The following is a 24199-nucleotide window of genomic DNA, read 5'->3' as shown; positions in this document are numbered from 1 at the left end:
TTCAACATTATCCCCGGAGTTTCGTTCAGCGGGGCTGCAAAGGTAACAAAATATATTTATTATAAAATTTTATCTTTCAAAAATATAGCACAACCCTGCTGATTGTAAAAAGTCTGTATATTTATTACTTTTATACATTATCTACTTAGTTACTATGCTTGATACGTTCAGCGTATTGTTTGATCATAGTCCAAATCCCATGTGGATCTATGAAATACCAACCCTACGCATTTTAAAAGTAAATGAAGCCGCTACAGCTGCTTACGGTTATACCGAGCATGAGTTTTTGGCAATGAATATGATTGATATTCGCTCCCCCCTGGAAGCATCGAAGCCTGCTGATTACTTAAGTAAAGATGGTGAAGAGTTATCAAAAAAATTTACCACCATAGGGGTATGGAGACATGTGCATAAAAATGGTGAACCTGTTTATGCGCTGATAAACATCGGTAACATTCAATACGACAATCGTAATTGCCGCATAATCGTCGCCCCGGATGCTGCCGAAAAAGTTCAGTCACAAAAAGAAAGTAATATCCGCGAGCAATTTTTAAACTCATTAATTGATTCGCAAACCAATTTTTTGATCCGCATTAATACTAAAGGAGAGTTTACTTTTGCCAACCGGCAATTTTTAAAGACATTGGGATATAAGGCTAATGAAATTATAGGCAAACATTTTTCAATAACATCCTTACCCGAAGACCTCCCCTTATGTGAAAAAGCGTTTTATAAATGCCTAAATCAGCCGGGCAAAGTCATTCATTTAACGCATAAAAAATCGGCAAAAAACGGCGAGGTGTATGATACCCAATGGGAGTTTATATCCGTTACCAATGACACCGGGCAGGTTACAGAAATCCAGGGTATTGGCCAGGACATCACCCAAAAAAAGATCATCGAACAGGAGATCCTATTAACCAAAAACAATATTGAAGGGTTAATTGATAATACCGACGATCTGATATGGTCCATTGACAGCGAACGCCGGTACGTTTATATGAACAAGGCTTACAAAAAAGCCGTGTTCGCTCATATTGGGATTACTCCTGTAAAAGGCGAACATCATCACTCAGCCAAATACATTGAAAGTTATGGCGAACCGCTAATAAATGAATGGCGCATGTATTATGATCGGGCTTTTAACGGTGAAAAATACCTGATCACTAAAAAAGGGATTAACTACACGCAGGATAACCCCATTTATTATGAAACCTATTTTAACCCAATATATACTGCAACGGGAGAAATTATAGGCGTTGGCTGTTTTTCGCGCAATATTACAGAAAGGCTTAAAACCGAAAGGGCATTAATTGACCAAAATGAGCGTTTAAAACACATTGCTACACTTAGTTCACATGATTTGCGGCGTCCGGTTGCCAGCATGCTGGGCCTCATCAATATTATTGATAAAGAAAATTTTAGCAACCCTGCCAATAAAGAAATCATTGACCATCTCTTTACAGTTAGCAAGGAGATAGATACGGTTATATATCAAATTGTTGACAAAACCTTTACTACCGATTTAAATATTGGCTATGGAACAATAAAACAAGAAGAGGATTAAGCGCACTTTATAAAGAAAGTATTTCTACAATCTTTTTAAACTGCTCATTTATTTTAACGTGATGTTTAACGGCCTTTTCTAAGGGTGTATAGGCAATTTCGCCATGTACCACACCAACCATCTCGTTTGAATGACCCGCTAATAAACGCTCAACAGCAGCAACGCCTAAGCGGCTTGCCAATACCCGATCCATACATGTAGGGTGGCCACCGCGTTGTATATGGCCCAATACCGAAACACGCGTATCGTAATTAGGAAATTTTTCCTTCACCATGCGCCCAATCTCAAACCCGGCACCCGGCTCTTCACCTTCCGCAACAATGACAATTCTTGCCGACTTATCTTTACGGCCATGCTTCAACCTGTAAAATAATGCCTCCGTGTCCGAACTGGTACCGGGAACTAAAACTACTTCGGCACCGGCGCCTATGCCTGTACGTAAGGCTATCAGGCCCGAGTCGCGGCCCATTACCTCAACAATAAATAAACGCGCGTGCGATTCGGCAGTATCGCGTATCTTATCAATAGCTTCCATTGCCGTATTTATAGCAGTATCATAACCAATAGTAAAATCGGTGCCCAACAGGTCGTTATCAATTGTTCCGGGCATACCTATTACGGGGAAATTGGTTTCACTTACAAATGCCTCGGCACCAATAAATGTACCGTTACCACCAATAACCACCAAACCATCAATTCCGTGTTTTAATAATTGTTCATGGGCTTGCTTACGGCCTTCAACTGTTTTAAACTCCTCACTTCGGGCGGTTTTTAGCATGGTGCCGCCACGTTGTATAATGTTTGAGACGGATTTACGGTACATCTGGAAATAATCGCCATTTATCAACCCATCAAAGCCACGGCGTATGCCAAATATCTCTAAATCATAATACATGCCCGTACGCACAACCGCACGTATGGCCGCATTCATTCCCGGCGAGTCGCCCCCTGATGTTAAAACCCCTATCCTTTTAATCTTTGTCATTATTTATTATGAAAAGCGCGTATACCGCTATCTAAAAAATCTTTATAACTTCTTGTGTTGTAATTAGCCGGCGATGGTTTAATTTCAGCTCCGGAATCGTCTTTAAGCAGATTACCATTACCATCCAGCATTACATAAAACGGCTGCGAATTGGCACCAAACCTGTCAGCTTCCAGGTCGCTCCATTTTGCGCCTAAATTACTAATTTTTTTTCCGCTATAGGTAGAAACGTACTGTTCTTGTGGCAAAAGTTCGGTTTTATCGTCCACATATAACTGTAGTAAAATAAAATCATCGCGCAGCAATTTAAATACTGCCGGATCGGACCATACATCATTTTCCATTTTACGGCAGTTAACGCAGTTCCACCCGGTAAAATCAATCAGTATAGGCTTATTCAGTTCTTTTGAGGCTTGTAATGCCTGCTCATAATCATACCAGGCATCTAATCCTTTTACTTTACCGCGACTAAATATATCCTCGTATTTTTTTTGCTTGATGGATGTAACCTGTGCGGTTGCAGGAGGCAATGCTGCCGGATTTCCGGTCAGATCAAAATCCTGCGTGGCCGGTGGTGGTAAAAATGCGCTTATTGATTTTAATGGCGCACCCCATAAACCGGGCACCATATATATTGTAAATGCAAAAACTACTATAGCTATTAATGTTCTTGGTATAGATAGATAAGGCAGTTCGCTATCATGCGAAAATTTGAGTTTGCCTATCAGGTATAGTCCCATTAATAAACCAATGGCTATCCAAATGGATAAAAACACCTCACGATCCAATAAATTCCAATGATAAGCAAGGTCAACATTTGATAGGAATTTAAGCGCAAAAGCCAGCTCTAAAAACCCTAATACCACTTTAACGCTATTGAGCCATCCGCCAGATTTAGGGAGGCTTTTTAATCCCGAAGGAAACAATGCAAATGCCGTAAATGGCAGGGCCAGGGCCAATGAAAAACCAAGCATACCTATAGCCGGGCCCAGCTTGTCACCTTTTGATGCGGCTTGTACCAGCAGAGAGCCAATTATTGGCCCCGTACAGGAAAACGAAACCACAACCAGCGTGGCTGCCATAAAAAATATACCCACCAGCCCCCGCTTATCCGAATTAGCATCCATTTTGTTGGCTAATGAACTTGGCAGCGTAATCTCAAATGCACCCAAAAAGGATATACCAAATATGACGAGCAATGCAAAGAAAAACAGGTTAAAAACGGCGTTAGTAGCTAACTGATTCAAGGCATCAGAGCCAAACAGGATAGAGACAATAAGCCCAAGCGTTACATAAATAACAATAATGGATAACCCATATATCAACGAGTGTAAAATTCCCTTTGAACGCGACCCCGCCTTTTTGGTAAAAAAGCTAACCGTTAAGGGCAGCAACGGATAGATACAAGGTAATATCACCGCGGTAAAACCACCTAATAAGCCGGCAATAAATATTTCCCAAAGGGATTTTTCTTTTTCTTCGCTAACCGTAGTTTTATTTATTGCAGATGCTGATTTGGCCGCCGCTTGTTCTTGTTTGCGGGCAGCTATGCTGTCGGCTGCGGTAGGTATGTCGGTAAACGTAACATCAGCGGTAGATACCGTATCGGCAGTTTGTGTTTGACTGGCAGATGCCGGTGTTACCCCGGCCATCCAAAAAATGGCGACCAACATTAGCAACTTAATTGCCAATTTAATATAACTGCGTTTATTGGATGCCATCATAAATTTATTTTATAGGAATGTTAAACGCAAGCTCTTCGGGCGGCAGGCAGCCTATTTTATTACATACCGCGTATTCCAAAACACCTTTTACCTCAGTTGAAGATGTAGATTTAAGCTTAACTTTTTGCTGAAAAATTACTTCCTTTTCAAAATAGCCAATATTCATTTTAAATCCCTCTTCATACTTTGTTTTTGGAGTTGGTTCTATTGTTTTACCGGCTAAAGTATAAGTTTCAGATGGTGCAAATGTGAATGAGGTTTTAATTGGCCCCCCTTCATTTACAATTTGCGAATAAATATGCCAACCGGGTTGTATACGTGCCCTCAATAATACCATGGCTTCGGTATCGCTGATCCGTTTAGACCCTTGGGCCCACCTAATCGGGGTTTCTATTTGTGCATTTGCAACCACGCTTAACACTAAGACACCAATTAACACCAATAGCTTTTTCATTCAACTGCTTTTATTTGCCTACAGCAACTATAAAGTTAACTTCTTCTGGTGGCAGGCATTTTAAATCATTACATACCATATACTCCAGTTTGCCTTTTACGGTAACAGTATTTGTCGATTTAACTTTTATTTTTTGCTGAAATATAACTTCTTTTTCAAAATAGCTCACGTTCATTTTGAAGGCCTTTTCAAACTTAGTGACAGGCTTTGGCTCAATTGTTTTGCCAACCAGGGTAAAGTCTTTTGATGATGCAAATGTGAATGAGGTTTTAATAGGTCCACCCTCTTTAACGTTTTGTGAATATATATGCCAGCCTGGCTGTATAGTAGCTTTTAAGAATACAACCGCTTCTGTTGGGCTAATCCTTTTTGCCGCGTATGACCATTTTACAGGTGCTTCGATCTGCGCAAATGCGCCGATAGTTATCATTAACGCAGCTATCAATAATCCTAATTTTTTCATTTTATTTATTTAAAAACTCAATCTCTTTTAGATTAAACTCCAATTCTTCGTCCTTATCATTTTTTATAACAAGCAGTCCGTTGCTTTTTACGTTGGTTATAACGCCGGCAAAGGTGTTATTATTTGATCTGAATTGCTTTTGCTGGTTTAACCAATATAGTCGGTCAAGATAAGCAATCCTTACAGTTTCTTTTTTAGCCTCACGCAATTTTAAGTACCAGGCTTCAATATGACTGCAAATGTCTGACAATAACGCCCGCAAATCGTAATCTTTATGTAAGATTTGTTTTAACGAAGTAGCATTACCCGCAGCCTCAGGAAAACTTTCCTGGTTAATATTTAAACCAATACCGATTATGGCGTGTTTGAGTTGTGTGCCCTGTACTAAATTCTCAATTAAAATCCCGCCCATCTTTTTATCGCCATAATAAATATCATTGGGCCATTTTATTTTTAATTCATTACCTAACAATAGCTCCAATGCATCCACCACTCCCAGGCTTATTACCCTATTTAAATCAAACTGATCAGCTATAGCTAAAAATAAGGGGTTAAGCAGCAAACTAAAAGTTAAATTTTTACCCGGCTGGCTATGCCATTTGCTTTGCTGCTGCCCCCGGCCGGCAAATTGACTTTCTGCCATAATGACCGTTCCCTCTGGCAATGGCTTGGAATTTGACAATAAGTTCTTGAGGAAATCGTTTGTAGAGTTTACTTCTTTTAATGTCAGTAAATTTTGACCAACAAATAATGCCGAAAATGTGTTATTTTGCAAAGTAATATATAATGTTTAACTCAAAAACGTTCAAAACTAATTCTTTTTAATGGTAAAAAATAAAGCGATAAATGAATCGACTTACATTTCTGAATTAGCCATACATGGCATACAGGAAAAAAAAGGCAATGACATTGTCAGGTTAGACCTCAGAAATATACATAGTTCCGTGTCTGATTATTTTGTAATATGTCATGCAGACTCGGCCACACAAGTAAAAGCGATAGCAAATAGTATTGAAGACGAAATATATAAAGCCATACAACAAGATCCGTGGCGAAAAGAAGGCCTCGAATATGGCGAATGGATACTGCTGGATTATGTAAATGTGGTTATCCATGTTTTTAGAACAGACAAAAGGGAGTTTTATGGCGTAGAAGAATTGTGGGGCGATGCCGAAGTGAAAAGTTATAAAAGCGCTTAAACTTACTCCTACCTATATAATTAATACTTACATAGTGAGATCATAAAAAAATGAAAGACGATAAATTGGATAAACCCAAACCGATACGTAAAATACCGAATAAAAAAATTGCACCTAAGCCGCCTAAATTTAATTTTATGTGGCTTTACGCCGTTGCTATAGGCATGTTTTTAATTGTTGCCCTTTTTTCGGGCAACAATGGGGGTGCACTTATTGATTATAAAAGGTTTGAAAGTAAAATGCTTATTCCGGGTGATGTTGACCATCTGGTTGCCTTTAAAAATGGAGAGTTGGTAACTGTTGAGGTTTTTATTAAAAAAGACAGTTTAAAAAAGCCGGAATATGCCGATGCAAATAAAGCACAGCGTTCTTTTAGCATGTCTGTGAATGACCCTCAGTATTCTTTTCAATACCCCTCTAATGAGTCTTTAAAGCTATCTATAGATGCTGCCCAAAAAGATGTACCTGAATCGCAAAAAGTAGCTGTAAAATACGAGCAGCGCGATAGCTTTTTTTCAGGTCCGATTATGCAGTTTATCATCATGCTGGTATTAATAGTTGCTGTATGGATGTTTGTTATGCGCCGTATGACGGGTGGCGGCGGTGGCGGCCCCGGTGGTCAGATATTTAATATTGGCAAATCAAAAGCTACCCTGTTTGATAAAGAAGCGCAGGTATCCGTAACATTTAATGACGTTGCCGGGTTGGAAGAAGCCAAGCAGGAAGTAATGGAGATTGTTGACTTTTTACGCAATCCAAAAAAATACACCAACCTGGGTGGTAAAATACCTAAAGGCGCACTATTGGTAGGCTCGCCGGGTACAGGTAAAACGTTATTGGCAAAAGCTGTAGCAGGCGAGGCACAGGTACCTTTCTTCTCCCTGTCAGGATCAGACTTTGTGGAGATGTTTGTTGGTGTGGGAGCATCGCGTGTTCGTGATCTGTTCCGCCAGGCAAAAGATAAAGCTCCTTGTATTATTTTTATTGATGAGATTGATGCTATTGGCCGTGCACGCGGTAAAAACAATATGGTAGGCGGTAACGATGAACGCGAAAACACCTTAAACCAGTTATTAGTGGAGATGGATGGTTTTGGTACCGACTCGGGTATCATTATCCTGGCTGCAACTAACCGTCCGGATGTGTTGGATTCGGCATTATTGCGTCCGGGCCGTTTTGACAGGCAGGTATCTATTGATAAACCTGATTTGATCGGTCGCGAGCAAATATTTAAAGTTCACCTTAAACCGGTAAAATTAGCCGAAGGTGTTGACGCTAAAAAGTTATCGGCACAAACCCCGGGTTTTGCAGGTGCCGAAATTGCCAACGTTTGTAACGAGGCCGCATTGATTGCCGCCCGTAAAAACAAAGAAGCGGTAGATATGCAGGATTTTCAGGATGCTATTGACCGTGTAATTGGTGGATTAGAGAAAAAGAACAAGATCATATCTCCTGAAGAAAAACGTATTGTTGCATACCACGAAGCTGGTCACGCTATTGCAGGCTGGTTTTTGGAGCATGCCGATCCGTTGGTTAAGGTTTCTATCGTTCCCCGTGGCGTAGCCGCTTTAGGATATGCGCAGTATTTACCTAAAGAGCAGTTTTTATATACTATAGAGCAGTTGGAAGACGGCATGAGCATGACCTTAGGTGGCCGTGCTGCTGAAGAGTTGGTATTTGGTAAAATATCTACCGGTGCGCAAAACGATTTGGAACGTATTACCAAGCTGGCTTATGCTATGGTTACCATTTACGGTATGAATGCCAAAGTGGGTAACGTTTCTTTTAACGATTCGCAAGGCGAGTACCAGTTTAGCAAGCCATACTCTGAAAAAACATCGCAGTTAATTGACGAGGAAGTACGTAACCAGATCAACGTTATCTACGAGCGCACCAAGCAATTATTGACCGACAAACGCGAAGGTTTAGAAAAGCTGGCAGAGAAGTTAATAGAAAAAGAAATTTTATTCCAATCAGACCTGGAAGAGATTTTAGGTAAACGTCCGTTTGAGAACCGTACCACTTATGATGAATTTGTAAATGGGCCAGAGTCAAACCAGGAGCCTGCTGCTCAAAGTTTGGTTCATGAAGGCGTGGGCGATCATTCAGGCACCTTTGAACGCAACCCTGAAGAAAAAGATGCAACAGGAGAATAGTGATTGGAGATTAGTTAATTAGTGATTAGTCCGCTTTTCACTAATTAACTAATCTCTGGTTAACTAATTTACTACCACATGAGGGATATAACTACATCCAAAGAAAAACTACTTAAAAAAATAAGACAGGCATTGCTTGAAAAGCGCGATAACCCTTATCCGCAATTAGAGATATTGCCGCATTACGAGCCTAACAATGAAATGTTGGAGGTAGTATTTGCCGAACAGTTTACCGAGGTATCGGGCCAGTTTGTTTATTGCGAGGATGAGATACAATTTATTGAAACGTTACTAAGCCTTGCCGAAGAGCGTAAATGGCATAAAATATATTGCTGGGAACCTGCCTTGCAAGAAGTATTAGCCCGGTACGAATATCCTTACTTTGAAACTGACAAAGATTTTGATGATGCCGAAGTGGGCTTTACACTTTGCGAGGCTTTAATTGCCCGTAATGGCAGTATCCTGCTGTCAAACGCTAATGCTGCAGGCCGGCGTTTAAGTATTTATCCCCCGGTACATATTGTATTGGCTTATTCCTCACAATTGGTGCTTGATCTTAAAGATGGGTTAAAACTTATTAAAGATAAATACGGCGCCAATATGCCATCCATGATCAGTAACGTGACCGGACCAAGCCGTACTGCTGATATTGAAAAAACATTGGTTTTAGGTGCCCACGGCCCTAAAGAGTTGTTTGTTTTTTTATTAGACGGATAATTTCAACTCTTCCAACTTACATTCTTCTAAAATCCTGCGCAGGGTTTGTTTGCCTTTATACTCCCATTTAATAAGTCGGATGTATTCATCAGCTATTTCCAACCCGGTAATATCGCCATCATCAAAACAGCAGCAGCCGCTGTTAAAATAGGTATCCAGGTATCCGGTAAAATCAGGAGCCATGCCGCCCTCTAAGCGCAGTTCAAGTATCTTGCGTTGTAAGTCATCAACTAATTTATCATTCTCATTCTTTTTTGCTTCATCCAACTTTTCATACACCCTTTCCAATTCAGTTAATGATCTAAATACAGGTTGATGCGTATGTCCGGTTATTAATAATGTGTTTTTCCGTTTAGCACTCCATTCGTACATTAAACGGTTATGGTCTGTTTTTAATAAATTATTATTGGCGGGTGTATTGGGGTTAATACTTAAATACGCCTCAAACGGCGCCCAAATGGTAGATACAAACCATTTGCTTAACCAGTTACCATCGCTCTGCAGATCCCCCTGGTGGCCGTGGGTTAGATAAATATTAAGTGGCTTATTATTCACTGTAGTTTGCAGTATGGCGCCCTCATAAACCTTTATCGCTTCGCCATAAATCTGCATCAGGCTTATAGCAGCAAGCGGGTCGTTATCCCAATACAGGTCATGGTTGCCAAATATTTTAACAAAGGCATTTCTGTGCAAAAACTTTTTTTCGGCCTCAAAAGTGCTTTTATTATGTCTTTTTATGGTGACAAAAAGGTTTTCCCAAAGCTCCTCGCTATCGCCAAGGTTGATGTAGGTAAAACCCTCCTTATTATAATGGTCTAATGCGGCCAGGTAATTCTTTTCTGATTTGGCAAACATATCCGACCCATCTCTTGCACCCTTATGCTGATCAGAAAAAATAATAAACTTGTCCTTAGCCCCATCAAACGGAATTATAACGCCCCTTTTACCGGAGTTGCTAATAATTTTTTCATACAGTTTACTCAACGATTTAAAAACCCTGCGTTTGTCAGGCCGACTTGATACCCGGTTGGCCAGTTTAATAACGGGTTTTGTTAAAAGACGTTTTAAAAAGTTGCGCATTAGCTATTGAACAGAAACGGCAAAGTAGTGTTTTTCTTTAAAATATTTTCTCCACACCGTATTGCTATTTGCTAAAAATATTAGCAAATTTGTTTGATGGCACATCAGGAAAATTCCGAATTTTTTAAGGGGCGCGGGGCGCAGGTTAATACCGACAATAAATTTTTAAAACGAAAATATGTACTGGACCATATTGAAGGATTAGATGAGCCTTTACTTGAAAATACCGCCACGCAGCTGTTTGAAGAAACACCAAAAAAAATTGTAAGCGAATCAAACAGTCCTGATCTGAGCCATATGTATTCCATTAATCCCTACCAGGGATGCGAACATGGTTGCATATATTGTTATGCCCGTAACAGCCATGAATATTATGGCTTTAGTGCCGGGCTGGATTTTGAGCGCAAGATCATTGTAAAACGTAACGCCCCCGAATTATTGGAGCAGTATTTTAACAAGAAGAACTATAAACCGGTAACTATATTACTATCTGGTAATACGGATTGCTACCAACCCATAGAGCGCCGGTTAAAAATAACGCGTGGATTGCTACAGGTATTTTTACAATACAAAAACCCGGTAAGCATTATCACCAAAAATAATGTGATATTGCGCGATTTGGATATTATTTCGGAACTGGCTAAACTACGGTTGGTACACGTTAATGTATCCATCACCTCGCTAAATGAGCAGCTACGACAAAAACTGGAGCCACGTACGGTAACTGCAAACGGAAGATTAGGGGTTATCCAAAAGCTATCCGAAAGTGGCGTACCGGTAAGGGTTATGGCTGCGCCGATCATTCCCGGGTTAAACAGTAACGAGATACCGGATATCATTAAAGCATCGGCAGATAGGGGCGCTTTGGGCGCCGGATTTACCATTGTGCGATTAAATGGCAGCATTGCCGAAATATTTACCGACTGGGTGCACAAGGCATTTCCGGACAGGGCAGAGAAAGTTTTAAATATGATACGCGCCTGCCATGACGGCAAGCTAAACGACAGCGATTTTGGCCGCCGCATGAGTGGCGATGGGCAAGTGGCGACGTCTATTCATCAGTTATACCGCATGGCTTGTAACCGCTTCCTGGCAGGGCGAGAAATGCCGCCACATGATTATAGTTTGTTTGTGCCTAAGGGTGGTAAGCAGACGGAGTTGTTTTAATACGGTATTTTACCTTTTTGATACAAAACACACCAAAGAATTATAGTAAAAACAAGAAAACCTATTATACTATAGCCCAACAAAATTCGGAAATCACCCCTTTCAAAGTATAGCTTGTGGTCTTTTTCGACATACTGTAGATGACGATTTATGTCATCATCACTAAAAGTCGTATCTACATAAAAATAAGCCGTGATAATATCTCCCTTTTTTAGACTATCAAATCTTTTACCCTGTTCATCAGTATAAATCTCGAAAGGGGAACTGTAATTCTCAAGCTTTAAATATCGGTATTTCCCAAAATCCCTGTTGGGCCATTCTCCCATTTTTTTATCCAAGTAGATAATTTTTCCCGTTACCTTATCATAATCTTTTTTGTCCCGTGAGTTGTTATTAACGAAAATGATAACTGCAACGATAGCAACAATACTGAAAGCAGTTAATGTTCTGAATTTGTGAGGTATAAATATTTCCATATGATTTATGCTGTTCTTGGTAAAAGGTATTTTTCCACCAACACCCCAATCCCCACCCCAACGGTATAACAAACCATATCACCCCAATTAAAGGTAGCGCCTAAAACCAGGCGGCCAAATAGGGTTGGGCGGATGTTGTCTATCCATGGCGCTTTATAGATTTGGCTAAACTCTATCGCGAAGCTAAAAAGCAAACTTACGGTGGCTATAAAACTTGCCGGCTTATTAATAAACAAAAAGCGCACTATAAAGTAAACCATAGTGGCCCATAATATATCACCAACAAATAATGGGATGATGCTAAAATAACGGGATGCCAAACCCAGCAAAATGGTAATGCAAATAATTACGAACCAGGTAATGCGGGATTTTAGCATGAATAAATATACAAAATTATCGAAGCGAGGGCCGGTGCGATTCCCTCCCTTCTGGAGGGTGTAAGGAGGGGTTTAGAAAAGCGGCGAAACCGACCCCCACCATCGCACAATGCCGCCGCACCCCCTCCGAGGAGGGGAACTTTTGGTTATTCTAAACAAAAAAAGCGCCTTTCGGGCGCTTTCTGTATATCGGGGTATAATGTATTAGGCTGTTGCTGTTTCGGCTTCTAAAGCCATTTGCTCGTCAACTAAAATACGTCCGCAATGCTCGCAAACGATGATCTTTTTACGCTGACGGATATCAGACTGGCGCTGAGGCGGGATCTGGTTAAAACATCCTGAACATGAATCGCGCTGGATGGTTACTACTGCTAAACCATTTTTAGCGTTTTGACGCAAACGGTTATAAGCAACTAATAAACGCTCATCAGCGCCTTTAATAGCCTTTTCAGCTAATACATTCAGTTCGCTTTCTTCTTTTTCAGTTTCGGCTGTAATAGTACCTAGTTCTGCTTTTTTAGCTTCCAGGTCGCTTTTACGGGCTTCTAAGTCGGCTAATGCTTTCTCATAAACCTGGGTTTTGTTGGCTATCTCAAAACCAAATTCTTTGATCTTTTTCTCACTTACCTGTATATCTAACCCTTGTATTTCTATCTCTTTTGAGATAGCATCATACTCACGGTTGTTTTTAACCTCATTAAGCTGCGCTTCATACTTTTTGGTATTAGCTAAGGCTTCTTTGATCAAATTTTTACGGGTAACTATATCATCCTCCAAATCATCCAATTCGGCTTTGATCTTTTGGATACGGGTTTCTAATCCTGCTACATCATCTTCCAAATCAGCAACTTCCATCGGCAATTCACCTCTAACCTGGCGAATTTTATCAATCTTGGTGTGGATAGTTTGTAGCTCGTATAACGCTTTAAGCTTTTGTTCTACGGTTTGTTCCATTATTTATGACGGGATTTATACTTATTTCTTTTTTATAAACGGATGGCAAAGATACGAAATTTTTAAAATATTTTATAATTCAATTGTAATTTGCTCTTTTTCAAGACATTTTTCACAGTGTCATTTCGAGTGATAACGAGAACTGCCTCTTGAGCGGAGCGAAAAAATCTATACATAGATCTGTAAAACGAGCGCGTGTATAGATCTCTCACTATGTTCGAGATGACAATGCTTTATATGAAATATCTTACCGGGTTTGTATTAACCGATGTTAACTTAGTCGCAAACGCCGGAAACTTAGCCTGCAACTTATCTTGCAGCAACTGCTGGGTAAACTGCTCGCTTTCAAAATGGCCTATATCGGCTATAATGATCTTGCCTTCGGCATCAAAAAACTCGTGGTATTTATAATCAGCGGTGATAAACATATCGGCCCCTGCTGCTATGGCCTGCTTCAATAAAAAGCTTCCCGAGCCACCACAAACGGCCACTTTTTTAATAGGTTTGCCTATAAACTCGGTATGTTTAATAACCCCGGTTTGCATCCTGTCTTTTATCAACCTTAAAAAATCTTCGGCATTTACAGGCGTGTCCAATTCGCCTACCATACCCGAGCCTACTTGCTGGTGTTGATTGGTTAAGGCATATAGATCGTAGGCTACTTCCTCGTAAGGATGCGCCAATACAAGCGCCATCAGCACTTTGCTTTCCAGGTTAATCGGGTAAATGGTTTCTATTTTTATTTCATTTTCAGTATGGCGCACCCCGGCTTCACCAACATAAGGGTTGGCATCCTCATTAGCCTTAAACGTTCCTGCTCCTTCGGTATTAAAACTGGTTTCGGTATAATTCCCAATGTTGCCTGCGCCCGCAACAAACAAGGCATTACGCACCTGGTCGGCATGGCTTATGGGTACATAAGTAACCAGTTTTTTTAAAATATTTTGTTTGGGCGATAGGATATGCCGGTTGGTTATACCCAGCCTATCGCAAATGCGGGCGTTAACGCCATCTAACACACTATCCAAATTGGTATGTATGGCATACAGCGCTATGTTATGACGGATGGCTTTCTCCACCACGCGCTCCACATAGGTTTTGCCGTTAAATCTTTTTAGTCCTTTAAAAACAATAGGATGGTGTGATATGATGACTTCGCAGCCTGTGCCGATGGCCTCATCAACCACGGCTTCGGTACAGTCTAATGATATCAATGCCTGCGTTACTTCCTTATCCGGCTGACCCACTATTAGCCCGGCATTGTCATAATCTTCCTGATAATGCAGGGGGGCAAGGGTTTCTAAACAAGTAACAAGTTGCGATAGTTTCATAGCTTTTAATGATCGTATAAATATATCAAAAATCACCATAAACGCGCAGAGGCGCTCCGGTATTTCCGGGGCGTCTCTGCACTGGTATATATTAATCGGGCAAAGCCCTACGTAGTTTTAGGCGGCGTGTGCTTTAGCTATCTGGAAACTCTCAAAAGCCATTGTGCGATTAAACTCAGTTGCCAAGCTTTTGTGATTTACTACATCGATAATTGTTCCTATAAAGCAGAAACCCAATGTAAGAAAGTAGATCACCCCCATAAATATTTGGCCCACCAAAAGCCGCTGTATACCTGCGAATCCGAAAAAGCCTAACAGCGTTGCCAATAGTAAGTCTTGTGATTTTCTTCTTTTACTGGAGTAAACCATATAAAAAAATTTCTTTTGGTTTTCTGTCAGATCGGCCGTTGCTTGTTGTAAAAAGCTCCACTCTTCGGGTGTTGTGTCTGAAAAGGGCATATAAGGGTTTTGAAAATTATCCATTGCTTTAAAAGTTAATAGTTTGTTTTAAATGATGAACCAAAACTAAGATAACGTTAATACCCGGACAATGCAAAATGGGCAAAATGGGATAACAAATCGGTAAATGTGGTTATTTGGGCGGTGAAGTTGACGTGAGTTAGAGATTACACTTGGCTATCGACTCACCCCGACTTCGCTCAGCCGCTCGTCGTCCCTCTCTTCGCCTTTGGCGTAAAGAGGGATATCTATCTGGTAAAAACCCTCTTTACCGCTTGCGGAAGAGAGGGTGGTCCAGCGAAGCGCCGACCGGGTGAGTCGAATTGCGAACCAAAACCACAATTCTGTATAAGATAATACCTAATGCAGGTACCCCTATCCAATGAGCATCAAAAGAGTTTTTAATATCCCCATGCAATAGAAAGGCAATAGAATGCCCCAAACCACAGCCGGGGCACCAGGTTATACCCGTCAATTTAAGCGGGCATAAAGTATAGTGTGATGGAGTCGTAGGATCGGTAATTGCCAAAGCAATTAAGGCAGCTCCCCAAAAAAGCAATTCAAAGTTTTTAGCGATGAACCGTTTACTCGATTTTATTAGACCTGTTTGCAAGTAATAAAGATACGGCAAACGCGCTTAAAATACCAACCAGCAAGGCCCCAAACATACGGCTCGAAAAATCGCGCAGATTATTGCCTGCAGCTACATAATTAACATAAACTATCCCGGCAAAAATAGCAACAATACCGCCTACCAGTAATATTTTAAAGCTTTGTATCAAGGCTTCAAAAAAGCCCATTTCTCCGCCAAGCTCATTAGCACGGTAGCTCCTGATACCAAAGAACAAGCCTGTTATGGGTATAAGTATTGAAAAATATTCGTAATTGGAAGCCTGGTTGTCTTCAACATGAAAACCAAAAGAGTGTAAGGTAAGTAGCCATAACCCGCTCAATATGCCGATTATCAGCCCAAAAATTAATGCATTTTTCATTTTAGTATAGTTTTAGGTCAATTGTTGTGTGTTTTATTATTTAGAATGTACGACGCTTAATAACCTGAATTACTCAACGTACTATAAAAAGAAACTATAGGTGTATATTGTTTCATTTAATTAGCACAATTGTTGTTAGATAAGCTAAAAATGGCTTTTTTACCTATATTTGCACCAGTTTGAACATCCGTGATATTTTAGAAAGATATAAAGCTGATGATCGGATAAAAGCGTTGGCGAAAGCCTTAAACGCTTCTAAAAATCCAAGGGTACAGCTTCGTGGTTTAGTGGGATCAAGTGATTCGGCTATGGCGGTAGCTTTGTATTTTTTGCAGCACAACCATATGATATTTGTGCTGCCAGAGCGGGAAGAAGCCGGCTATTTTCAGGCTGACCTGGAAAACCTTACCGGAAAAGAAGTTTTATTGTTCCCTTCATCCTACCGCAAACCATTTGAATTTACCCAACCTGATAGCAGCCATGTTTTGGCTCGAGCCGAAGTGTTGAATGAGTTAAACCACTCTACCGAATTTGGCCAACTTATAGTTACCTATCCCGAAGCCTTAGCCGAAAAGGTGATCGACCGCGCATCGTTAGAAAAAAACACACTGGAGATTGGCGTAACCAACAAACTAAGCCTCGATTTTATCAACGAGTTTTTGGTGGAGTATGATTTTGAGCGGGTTGATTTTGTATACGAGCCGGGGCAGTTTTCTATTCGCGGCGGTATAGTTGATATTTTCTCCTTTTCGCACGAGTTGCCTTATCGGGTAGAGTTTTGGGGCGATATGGTAGAGTCTATCCGCACGTTCGAGATAGAGAGCCAGCTATCTGTTGAGCAGGTGAAAACCATTACCATTGTGCCCAATGTGCAATCTAAGTTTTTAACCGAGAGTAATATATCGCTATTAGAATATGTTGACCCCGGCACGCAGGTTTGGATAAAGGATGTACAGTTTACCTTTGACATTATACAAACAGGGTATAAAAAGGCAACCCAATTATGGAAGGCCCTATCCGCAGAAGATAAAAATCAAAACCCCGATTGGATAGACCCAAAGTTTGGCTTTACCGACGAAAAACTAATAGCGGACCAACTGCATGATTTCCCGGTAGTAGAGTTTGGCAAGCAGTTTTTTTATACGCCCGATAGCACTATAAATTTTGACATGCGCCCGCAGCCGTCTTTTAATAAAGATTTTAGCCTGCTGATACATAATTTTAAAAATAACGAGGCTGAGAAGATCGAGAATTACATTTTGACCGATTCGGCCCGGCAGGTGGAGCGATTATATGCCATTTTAGACGATTTGGACAAAACGGTTAAGTTTACACCGATAAGTATTTCGATACGGGAGGGATTTATTGACCGTGAGCAGAAACTGGCCTGTTATACCGATCACCAGATATTTGACCGTTATTATAAATACAAGCTCAAAAAGGGTTATCAACGTTCGCAAGCTATTACTTTAAAAGAATTGCGCGAGCTAAAGCCAGGCGACTACGTTACCCATATTGACCACGGTATTGGAAAATATGCCGGGTTAGAAAAAGTAGAGGTAGCGGGCAAGCAGCAGGAGATGATCCGCCTGGTGTATGCCGATAATGATTTGCTATATGTAAACATCAACTCGCTTAACCGCATATCTAAATACAGCGGCAAGGAGGGTACCGTACCCAAAATGAATAAGCTGGGTACCGACGCGTGGGAAAAACTCAAGAAAACCACAAAAAAAAAAGTTAAAGACATAGCCCGCGACCTGATAAAGCTATACGCGGTGCGTAAATCGCAGGTGGGTAATGCATTTTCGCCGGATAGTTATTTGCAAACCGAGCTGGAGGCTTCCTTTATTTATGAGGATACCCCCGACCAGGAAAAAGCCACCACCGATTTTAAAAAGGATATGGAGTCGCCGCACCCTATGGACAGGCTGATATGCGGTGATGTGGGTTTTGGTAAAACCGAAGTAGCCATCCGCGCGGCATTTAAAGCCGTTGCCGATAGTAAGCAGGTGGCTATATTGGTACCGACGACCATTTTGGCAGCACAACATTATAAAACATTTTCGGAACGCTTAAAAGGCTTCCCCTGCAATATTGATTATGTCAACCGCTTTAAATCGCCTAAGCAGATCAAAGACACTTTGGAGAAGCTGAAAGATGGCAAGGTGGATATCATCATAGGTACGCACCGCCTGGTAAGTAAGGATGTAAAGTTTAAGGACCTGGGGCTGATGATCATTGACGAGGAGCAGAAATTTGGTGTAAGCACCAAAGAGAAGCTGAAACAAATGCGCGCCAATGTAGATACCATGACCTTAACGGCCACGCCTATACCGCGTACCCTGCATTTCTCGTTAATGGGCGCAAGGGATTTGTCTATCATATCAACCCCACCGCCTAACCGCCAGCCGGTGGTTACGGAGCTGCATGTGTTTAATGATAAGCTGATAAAAGAAGCTGTTGAATTTGAGATCGATCGCGGCGGACAAGTATTCTTTATACATAACCGGGTTGCTGACCTACCGCAATTGGGTGGCATGATCAATACCTTAGTACCTAAAGCCCGGGTAGGAATTGCTCACGGACAATTGGAAGGCGATGCGCTGGAAGATGTGATGCTGAAGTTTGTGAATAACGAATACGATGTATTGGTCGCCACTACCATTATTGAAGCCGGGCTGGATATACCTAATGCCAATACCATCATCATTAACCACGCGCATATGTTTGGCCTGAGCGATCTGCACCAAATGCGTGGGCGTGTGGGGCGGAGCAATAAAAAGGCGTATTGCTATTTGCTAAGTCCGCCGTTATCAACGTTAACCAATGAGGCCCGTAAACGCCTAAGCGCTATTGAAGAGTTTAGCGATCTGGGTAGTGGTTTTAACGTGGCTATGCGCGACCTGGACATCCGCGGCAGCGGAAACTTATTAGGTGCCGAGCAAAGCGGCTTTATTGCCGAGATAGGTTTTGAAATGTATCATAAGATACTGGACGAAGCCATACACGAGTTAAAGGACGATGAGTTTAAAGGCTTGTTCCCGGATGATAAACCACGGCCTTTCATCAACTTTACACAGATAGATACCGACCTGGAGATATTGATACCTAATGAATATGTAACCAGTTTATCGGAACGGTATAACCTATATAGCGAGTTATCTAAACTGGAAAACGAAGTTGAACTTTCAGCTTTCCAACAGCAGCTACACGACCGTTTCGGACCAATACCACCACAGGTAAACGACCTGCTGAACACCATGCGCCTGCAATGGATGGGCAAGGCCATTGGCTTTGAAAAGATCACCCTGAAAAAAGGCATATTACGTGGTTACTTTATCGCCAACCAGCAAAGCAAATACTTTGAAACCGATGCCTTTAGGAACGTGCTGGGTTATGTACAGGCCAACCCTTTCCGCACCAATTTAAAAGAGGTTAAAAACACGCTGCGCTTAAGTATTGAAAGTGTGCATAGTATTGATGCCGCGGTGAAGGTTTTGGGGGAGATTGCGGAAGTTGTAACACTTTAACACCCCATGCCAAATCATGGTTTACACAACTTAACACATTTTGGCTTAATTTTTTTATATCTTGCTGATAATAAATTAGTTGTGAAAAAATGCACCCCAAAAGTGTAAACCATGATTTTTGGTCCTTTGTGTTGACCCTTAAATTAAACAACCTTGTCATTTCGACCTTACGGGAGAAATCCATACAAAGGTTACAAATCGCTTCATAGATCTCTCGCTATCGCTCGAGATGACAAAACACTCTCGAAATTTACACCACCCTCTTATAAACCCCTTTCTGTCTGTTCCTTAATGTGATTTAATACTCGCGTATGAATTTTATGTACGATATAGTCACTCCATAAATCCCAATATAAATTTGGTTTAATTTTATTTGTGTACCAAGTAGTCCCTTCTAACAAGGTGCTACCATTCGCCAATTTGGTTAGCTTAAATTGACCCTGTTTTGAAACGAAATACCCATGCAGATGGTTAGGCTGCAAATCATAAAAACTTAGTTCTTTCATAGAAGCGGGTTGCTCATCAACATTGAAAGCTAATAAATATGGTTTTTCCCATTTAGTAATTGGTTCAACAAAACTTCCTGTTGAAAAATTACAATACCTGATAGCCCCAATGCCTGAACCATTTATTTTGGCATTTATCGGATATGCTATTCCTGCTTTAAATAACAATTCCGTTGGTTCTTCTAGCTGTGGAAAGGCTATTACATTTTCCCAGACTTTTTCAGTTGGAGCATTAATTACAATACTTGTAACAACCGCTTTAACATCTTCGTTTTCGGGAGCCGTTTTGTACTCAAAACCCATAACCACCGGTACTGAAATAATTAACAGAATAATTGTTACGGTTGGATTAATTATTTTACTTTTTATTAATTGATATCCTATAATATGTCCTAAAAAAGAAAATAACCATCCTATTGGCAGCGCCATTATTATACAAATAGCTCCTTCAAAAGCAAAGGTTAATAAGCCGATACAGAATACAAATAATGTAAAAAAAGTTACACTTCTGCAGTCGCTTATATTTACCTTATTTTTATATCCAAATATTACTGTGGACGAGATGCCAATAACAATTGGCAACCATATAAAAAGCCCAACAGCATAATTTGCAAATATTGTAATTGCTACGTAAGAGAATATCCAACTAAAGGAGCAAGTAACTAATACTGCTATGATAATCCTTTTTGTCTGGGTATGTAATGCTGCCATAATGTTTGTTTTATTTAACCCTCTTAAAAACCCCCTTTAAATTCCTGCCTAACTCCATATAATCAAGGCCGTAGCCTACTACAAATTCATTCTCAATTTCAAAGCCTACGTGTTTCAATTCTTTTATCTCGTATTCCTGCGCGGCGGGTTTTACCAGCATGGCGCATACCATGATAGATGCGGGCTTGCGCTTTTTGAGTTTGGCTACTAAATAGTCAAGGGTATTCCCGGTATCTACAATATCTTCAATTAGTATCACGTGCCTGCCCTCAATATTTACCGTCAGGTCAAGGTCGTCGCGGATGCGGCGGGTGCTTGTTGTACCGCCGTGGTAGGATGAAAGCTTGGTAAAAGCTATCTCGCAGTGGATGGTCACCTGTTTCACAATATCTGCCATGAACAAAAAGCAACCGTTTAATACCCCAACCAGCATTGGGTCCTTGTTCTCGTAGTCCTTATTAATGTGTTTGGCAATTTGTTTTACTCGGCTTTGTATGGCTTCGTAACTCACTAAAGGCTCAAACTCCAGGTCGGCAATTTTGATATTCATGGGTACTAATATAGTAATACACTTGTGATTGTATCGCATTACCAATACTTCACTTTTTTGTACATTTGCCGCATGGCATCCATCAAACCATCTGTACCCAAAGGCACGCGCGATTTTTCGCCGGCCGAAATGGCGAAGCGTAACTTTATTTTTGATACCATTAAAAGCGTTTTCCGCAAATATGGCTATCAGCAAATAGAAACGCCTTCGATGGAAAACCTATCTACCCTAACCGGTAAATATGGTGATGAAGGGGATAAGCTGATGTTTAAGATCCTTAACTCAGGCGATTTCTTATCTAAAGTTACCCCTGAAAAACTGACAACTCAAAACTCACAACTTATAACTTCAGAGATATCGGAGAAAGCCCTTCGCTACGACCTAACCGTGCCCTTCGCGCGGTACGTAGTACAGCACCAAAACGAAATTACTTTCCCGTTCAAACGTTTCCAGGTACAGCCCGTTTGGCGTGCCGACAGGCCGCAAAAAGGGCGCTACCGCGAGTTTTTCCAGTGTGATGCCGATGTGGTGGGTTCGGATTCGTTATTAAACGAGGCGGAGTTTATATTGATCTATGACGAGGCTTTAAGCAATTTAGGCCTTAAAGATTTTACGATAAAGATCAATAATAGAAAAATTCTATCGGGCATTGCCGAACTTATAGATAAAGCTGATAACATCATTGATCTGACTGTAGCCATTGATAAATTAGATAAAATCGGCTTTGATGGTGTAGTAAAAGAATTGCTGGAAAGAGGGTTTACCGAAGCGGATATTGAAAAAATAAAGCCGGTAATTTTACTGCAAGGCACAAACGAGCAAAAGCTGCAAAGCCTGCGCAAGGCGTTATCGACATCGGTAATAGGACTAAAAGGCTGCGAAGAAATTGAGACGGTTTTTAATTATCTGCAACACTGCAAACTGCAAACCGCAAACTGTGAACTGGACATCACTTTGGCCCGTGGACTAAATTATTACACCGGCGCCATCTTCGAAGTTAAAACCAACGAAGTGGCCATGGGCAGCATTGGCGGTGGCGGCCGTTATGATGATCTGACCGGAATGTTCGGCTTAAAAGATCTGACCGGCGCAGGCATATCTTTTGGTGCCGACCGTATATATGATGTAATGGAGGAGTTAAACCTTTTCCCTGCAGCAACCAACCAAAGCACACAAGTATTAATATGCTGTTTTGATAAAGAGGGCGAGCAATATGCTTTGCCGCTGTTGCAGCAATTACGTTCCAATAATATCAACTCGGAACTATACCCCGCAGGTGCCAAGATCAAAAAGCAAATGGATTACGCCAATAACAAGCAAATTCCTTATGTGATATTAATTGGCAGCGACGAAATGCAAAGTGGTTTACTGTCTTTTAAAAACATGGCAAGTGGTGAGCAGGAGAAGTTGAATGCGGAGAGTATAATTACAAAACTAACTTAAGCACTTTAATAAGCGTCATTGCGAGGAACGAAGCAATCTCTACAAAGGACAGTCAAGCAGATAAAAACGTTAAAAAACGAAGTTTACGGTTTTGATTTGCGAGTGCAGAGATTGCTTCGTTCCTCGCAATGACGGTAGTTTTATTAAACTATTCCCAGCCCTGCAAAATTCTTATTTAGTATTTGGCTATTATTTACATCCAGCCATTTATCTAAAAGGGTTGCGTAAATATCTCTAAAATCCACTTTATATTTTAGATCGCCGTTATCTAGTTGCGACAGATCGGGCGCTTCATTAAATATGCCCGGCTTTTTAAGCTTGCCGCCAAAAACTAACACATTATTAGCTGTTCCGTGGTCGGTGCCGTTACTGGCGTTTTGCTCAACCCTGCGGCCAAATTCAGAGAAGGTCATGATCAGGGTATCGTCCAGCTTGCCGGTTTGTTTCAGATCTTTCACCAAAGCAGCTACCGCATCGCCATATATTTTTAACTGGCGGCCCTGTTGGTTTTGCTGGCCAACATGGGTGTCAAACCCGCTTAACGATACGTAATACACCCGTGTTTGCAAGCCCGAGTTAATAAACCTGGATACGTTTTTTAGCTGATTGCCAAACGCTGTTGTTGGGTAGTTGGCGGTAACATTATATACTTTGGATGTCTTTTGAATATAATCTGCAGACGAATAAGTTTCTATCATGGTTTTATACAGATAGCCTAAATTATCTTCATTCAGGTGAGCATTATCATGTTCATTTACCATGTCTTTAAAAAATGGCTCACGGGTAGTTTGATATAATTTATTAGGATCCTGCACGGCAATGCCTTTCATATTGGAGCCTTTCATGGCTAATGAAAGTGTATCATCCACCTCGATAGCTGTATAAGGGTTTTTGCAGGTCTGGCAATTAGAATCTAAATAGCGGCCGATCCAGCCGGTGGTTAAAAACTGGTCGGAGTCGCTGGCGGTTTGCCATATATCCATCGACCTGAAATGCGACCTGTCCGGGTTAGGATACCCTACCGAGTTGACAATGCTCATCCATCCCTGGTCGTAAATTTCCTTTAATGCAGACAGGTTGGGATTCAGTCCCTGCATGTCATTTAGGGTAATGATCTCCGGCTTGTGTATAGCGATGGTTTTCCTTTTTTGGTAATAGATATCATTACCATAAGGAATAATCGTATTTAACCCATCATTACCGCCCGATAGCTGTATAATTACCAGGTTTTTATAACCTGTAAGCTGGCCTTTCGCCATAGCCTCTAAAGGTTTTAAAAAGGCAGGCATCATATATGCGCCTGATATTAGCGCGGTGTTCTTTAAAAAATCTCTGCGTTCCATAATAATGATTGA

At 41.0% G+C, this 24199-nt stretch carries 23 protein-coding genes; 7 read left to right on the top strand and 16 right to left on the bottom strand.

From position 1 onward, the window contains the following. Positions 1-154: 154 nt before the first annotated feature. Positions 155-1567, top strand: a complete 1413-nt coding sequence (locus ACYVJ6_RS15870) for a PAS domain S-box protein (RefSeq protein WP_460695075.1) — start codon at positions 155-157, stop codon at positions 1565-1567. Between the two features lie 7 nt (positions 1568-1574). On the opposite strand, the gene pfkA is transcribed toward ACYVJ6_RS15870, so the two are convergent. From pfkA to ACYVJ6_RS15845, 5 genes are read right to left on the bottom strand one after another with little or no spacing between them, the layout of a single operon-like run. Next, positions 1575-2552 (bottom strand): 6-phosphofructokinase, encoded by a 978-nt coding sequence (gene pfkA / locus ACYVJ6_RS15865; protein WP_460695074.1) that lies wholly within the window; start codon positions 2550-2552, stop codon positions 1575-1577. Further along, entirely contained in the window at positions 2552-4276 is a 1725-nt protein-coding gene (locus tag ACYVJ6_RS15860) for a protein-disulfide reductase DsbD family protein (RefSeq protein WP_460695073.1), read from the bottom strand. The genes pfkA and ACYVJ6_RS15860 overlap by 1 nt, the downstream gene beginning before the upstream one ends. 4 nt (positions 4277-4280) lie before the next feature. After that, on the bottom strand, positions 4281-4730 hold the full coding sequence (locus ACYVJ6_RS15855; RefSeq protein ID WP_460695072.1) for a protein-disulfide reductase DsbD N-terminal domain-containing protein: 450 nt from the start codon (positions 4728-4730) through the stop codon (positions 4281-4283). Between the two features lie 10 nt (positions 4731-4740). Beyond that, positions 4741-5193: a protein-disulfide reductase DsbD domain-containing protein gene (locus ACYVJ6_RS15850; protein WP_460695071.1), complete on the bottom strand. Its 453-nt coding sequence runs from the start codon at positions 5191-5193 to the stop codon at positions 4741-4743. Position 5194: 1 nt separating this feature from the next. Continuing rightward, positions 5195-5968 carry a biotin--[acetyl-CoA-carboxylase] ligase gene (locus ACYVJ6_RS15845; protein ID WP_460695070.1) on the bottom strand — a complete coding sequence of 258 codons (774 nt, stop codon included), beginning with the start codon at positions 5966-5968 and terminating at the stop codon, positions 5195-5197. Between the two features lie 49 nt (positions 5969-6017). Between ACYVJ6_RS15845 and rsfS the strand changes: the two genes are divergently transcribed. From rsfS to ACYVJ6_RS15830, 3 genes are all read left to right on the top strand, one after another. Beyond that, positions 6018-6392: a ribosome silencing factor gene (gene rsfS / locus ACYVJ6_RS15840; RefSeq protein WP_460695069.1), complete on the top strand. Its 375-nt coding sequence runs from the start codon at positions 6018-6020 to the stop codon at positions 6390-6392. 50 nt (positions 6393-6442) lie between these two features. Further along, a complete protein-coding gene (gene ftsH, locus ACYVJ6_RS15835) occupies positions 6443-8548 on the top strand; it encodes an ATP-dependent zinc metalloprotease FtsH (RefSeq protein ID WP_460695068.1) in 2106 nt (701 codons plus the stop codon). 78 nt (positions 8549-8626) lie between these two features. Next, a complete protein-coding gene (locus tag ACYVJ6_RS15830) occupies positions 8627-9265 on the top strand; it encodes a LutC/YkgG family protein (protein WP_460695067.1) in 639 nt (212 codons plus the stop codon). Here ACYVJ6_RS15830 and ACYVJ6_RS15825 read toward each other — a convergent pair. After that, complete coding sequence (locus ACYVJ6_RS15825; RefSeq protein WP_460695066.1) at positions 9254-10345, bottom strand: metallophosphoesterase; 1092 nt, start codon at positions 10343-10345, stop codon at positions 9254-9256. The two genes, ACYVJ6_RS15830 and ACYVJ6_RS15825, sit on opposite strands and share 12 nt — an antisense overlap. Before the next feature lie 96 nt (positions 10346-10441). On the opposite strand from ACYVJ6_RS15825, the gene ACYVJ6_RS15820 reads away from it, so the two are divergent. After that, complete coding sequence (locus tag ACYVJ6_RS15820; RefSeq protein WP_460695065.1) at positions 10442-11512, top strand: PA0069 family radical SAM protein; 1071 nt, start codon at positions 10442-10444, stop codon at positions 11510-11512. Here the strand turns inward: ACYVJ6_RS15820 and ACYVJ6_RS15815 are convergent. The 7 genes from ACYVJ6_RS15815 to ACYVJ6_RS15785 form a co-directional block, all read right to left on the bottom strand. Beyond that, a complete protein-coding gene (locus ACYVJ6_RS15815; protein ID WP_460695064.1) occupies positions 11509-11988 on the bottom strand; it encodes a hypothetical protein in 480 nt (159 codons plus the stop codon). The genes ACYVJ6_RS15820 and ACYVJ6_RS15815 overlap by 4 nt on opposite strands. A 5-nt stretch (positions 11989-11993) precedes the next feature. Beyond that, a complete protein-coding gene (locus tag ACYVJ6_RS15810) occupies positions 11994-12365 on the bottom strand; it encodes a ribosomal maturation YjgA family protein (RefSeq protein WP_460695063.1) in 372 nt (123 codons plus the stop codon). A 204-nt stretch (positions 12366-12569) separates the two neighbouring features. After that, positions 12570-13319, bottom strand: a complete 750-nt coding sequence (locus ACYVJ6_RS15805) for a zinc ribbon domain-containing protein (protein ID WP_460695062.1) — start codon at positions 13317-13319, stop codon at positions 12570-12572. Positions 13320-13552: 233 nt separating this feature from the next. Next, a complete protein-coding gene (locus ACYVJ6_RS15800; protein ID WP_460695061.1) occupies positions 13553-14650 on the bottom strand; it encodes a Nif3-like dinuclear metal center hexameric protein in 1098 nt (365 codons plus the stop codon). A gap of 117 nt (positions 14651-14767) precedes the next feature. Then, entirely contained in the window at positions 14768-15133 is a 366-nt protein-coding gene (locus tag ACYVJ6_RS15795) for a TM2 domain-containing protein (protein ID WP_460695060.1), read from the bottom strand. Between the two features lie 244 nt (positions 15134-15377). Beyond that, positions 15378-15584: a DUF2752 domain-containing protein gene (locus tag ACYVJ6_RS15790; protein WP_460695121.1), complete on the bottom strand. Its 207-nt coding sequence runs from the start codon at positions 15582-15584 to the stop codon at positions 15378-15380. Between the two features lie 109 nt (positions 15585-15693). Further along, positions 15694-16101, bottom strand: coding sequence for a DUF4199 domain-containing protein (locus ACYVJ6_RS15785; protein WP_460695059.1), 408 nt, complete (start codon positions 16099-16101; stop codon positions 15694-15696). Between the two features lie 179 nt (positions 16102-16280). On the opposite strand from ACYVJ6_RS15785, the gene mfd reads away from it, so the two are divergent. Further along, the gene (mfd, locus tag ACYVJ6_RS15780; protein WP_460695058.1) at positions 16281-19634 is read left to right on the top strand and encodes a transcription-repair coupling factor; all 3354 of its coding nucleotides are present in this window, start codon (positions 16281-16283) and stop codon (positions 19632-19634) included. 263 nt (positions 19635-19897) lie between these two features. On the opposite strand, the gene ACYVJ6_RS15775 is transcribed toward mfd, so the two are convergent. Further along, positions 19898-20851, bottom strand: coding sequence for an SRPBCC family protein (locus ACYVJ6_RS15775; protein WP_460695057.1), 954 nt, complete (start codon positions 20849-20851; stop codon positions 19898-19900). Between the two features lie 10 nt (positions 20852-20861). Next, entirely contained in the window at positions 20862-21401 is a 540-nt protein-coding gene (hpt, locus tag ACYVJ6_RS15770) for a hypoxanthine phosphoribosyltransferase (protein ID WP_460695056.1), read from the bottom strand. Positions 21402-21473: 72 nt separating this feature from the next. Between hpt and hisS the strand changes: the two genes are divergently transcribed. After that, positions 21474-22844: a histidine--tRNA ligase gene (gene hisS / locus ACYVJ6_RS15765; RefSeq protein ID WP_460695055.1), complete on the top strand. Its 1371-nt coding sequence runs from the start codon at positions 21474-21476 to the stop codon at positions 22842-22844. A gap of 143 nt (positions 22845-22987) precedes the next feature. Here the strand turns inward: hisS and ACYVJ6_RS15760 are convergent, their stop codons facing one another. Next, complete coding sequence (locus ACYVJ6_RS15760; RefSeq protein ID WP_460695054.1) at positions 22988-24187, bottom strand: DUF1501 domain-containing protein; 1200 nt, start codon at positions 24185-24187, stop codon at positions 22988-22990. Positions 24188-24199: the final 12 nt, after the last annotated feature.

The sequence above is a fragment of the Mucilaginibacter puniceus genome (assembly GCF_054783175.1).
The sequence above is the reverse complement of the archived record's forward strand: the minus strand, read 5'-3'. Positions and strand labels throughout refer to the sequence as shown.

Bases quoted from the DNA above. Each gene is read 5' to 3' on its own strand.
- ACYVJ6_RS15775 (WP_460695057.1), bottom strand. From the start codon at position 20,851: ATGGCAGCATTACATACCCAGACAAAAAGGATTATCATAGCAGTATTA.
- pfkA (WP_460695074.1), bottom strand. From the start codon at position 2,552: ATGACAAAGATTAAAAGGATAGGGGTTTTAACATCAGGGGGCGACTCG.
- ACYVJ6_RS15815 (WP_460695064.1), bottom strand. From the start codon at position 11,988: ATGGAAATATTTATACCTCACAAATTCAGAACATTAACTGCTTTCAGT.
- ACYVJ6_RS15825 (WP_460695066.1), bottom strand. From the start codon at position 10,345: ATGCGCAACTTTTTAAAACGTCTTTTAACAAAACCCGTTATTAAACTG.
- rsfS (WP_460695069.1), top strand. From the start codon at position 6,018: ATGGTAAAAAATAAAGCGATAAATGAATCGACTTACATTTCTGAATTA.
- hisS (WP_460695055.1), top strand. From the start codon at position 21,474: ATGGCATCCATCAAACCATCTGTACCCAAAGGCACGCGCGATTTTTCG.
- ACYVJ6_RS15795 (WP_460695060.1), bottom strand. From the start codon at position 15,133: ATGGATAATTTTCAAAACCCTTATATGCCCTTTTCAGACACAACACCC.
- ACYVJ6_RS15810 (WP_460695063.1), bottom strand. From the start codon at position 12,365: ATGCTAAAATCCCGCATTACCTGGTTCGTAATTATTTGCATTACCATT.
- ACYVJ6_RS15805 (WP_460695062.1), bottom strand. From the start codon at position 13,319: ATGGAACAAACCGTAGAACAAAAGCTTAAAGCGTTATACGAGCTACAA.
- ACYVJ6_RS15870 (WP_460695075.1), top strand. From the start codon at position 155: ATGCTTGATACGTTCAGCGTATTGTTTGATCATAGTCCAAATCCCATG.
- ACYVJ6_RS15760 (WP_460695054.1), bottom strand. From the start codon at position 24,187: ATGGAACGCAGAGATTTTTTAAAGAACACCGCGCTAATATCAGGCGCA.
- ACYVJ6_RS15830 (WP_460695067.1), top strand. From the start codon at position 8,627: ATGAGGGATATAACTACATCCAAAGAAAAACTACTTAAAAAAATAAGA.
- hpt (WP_460695056.1), bottom strand. From the start codon at position 21,401: ATGAATATCAAAATTGCCGACCTGGAGTTTGAGCCTTTAGTGAGTTAC.
- ACYVJ6_RS15855 (WP_460695072.1), bottom strand. From the start codon at position 4,730: ATGAAAAAGCTATTGGTGTTAATTGGTGTCTTAGTGTTAAGCGTGGTT.
- ACYVJ6_RS15785 (WP_460695059.1), bottom strand. From the start codon at position 16,101: ATGAAAAATGCATTAATTTTTGGGCTGATAATCGGCATATTGAGCGGG.
- ACYVJ6_RS15820 (WP_460695065.1), top strand. From the start codon at position 10,442: ATGGCACATCAGGAAAATTCCGAATTTTTTAAGGGGCGCGGGGCGCAG.
- ACYVJ6_RS15860 (WP_460695073.1), bottom strand. From the start codon at position 4,276: ATGATGGCATCCAATAAACGCAGTTATATTAAATTGGCAATTAAGTTG.
- ftsH (WP_460695068.1), top strand. From the start codon at position 6,443: ATGAAAGACGATAAATTGGATAAACCCAAACCGATACGTAAAATACCG.
- ACYVJ6_RS15800 (WP_460695061.1), bottom strand. From the start codon at position 14,650: ATGAAACTATCGCAACTTGTTACTTGTTTAGAAACCCTTGCCCCCCTG.
- ACYVJ6_RS15850 (WP_460695071.1), bottom strand. From the start codon at position 5,193: ATGAAAAAATTAGGATTATTGATAGCTGCGTTAATGATAACTATCGGC.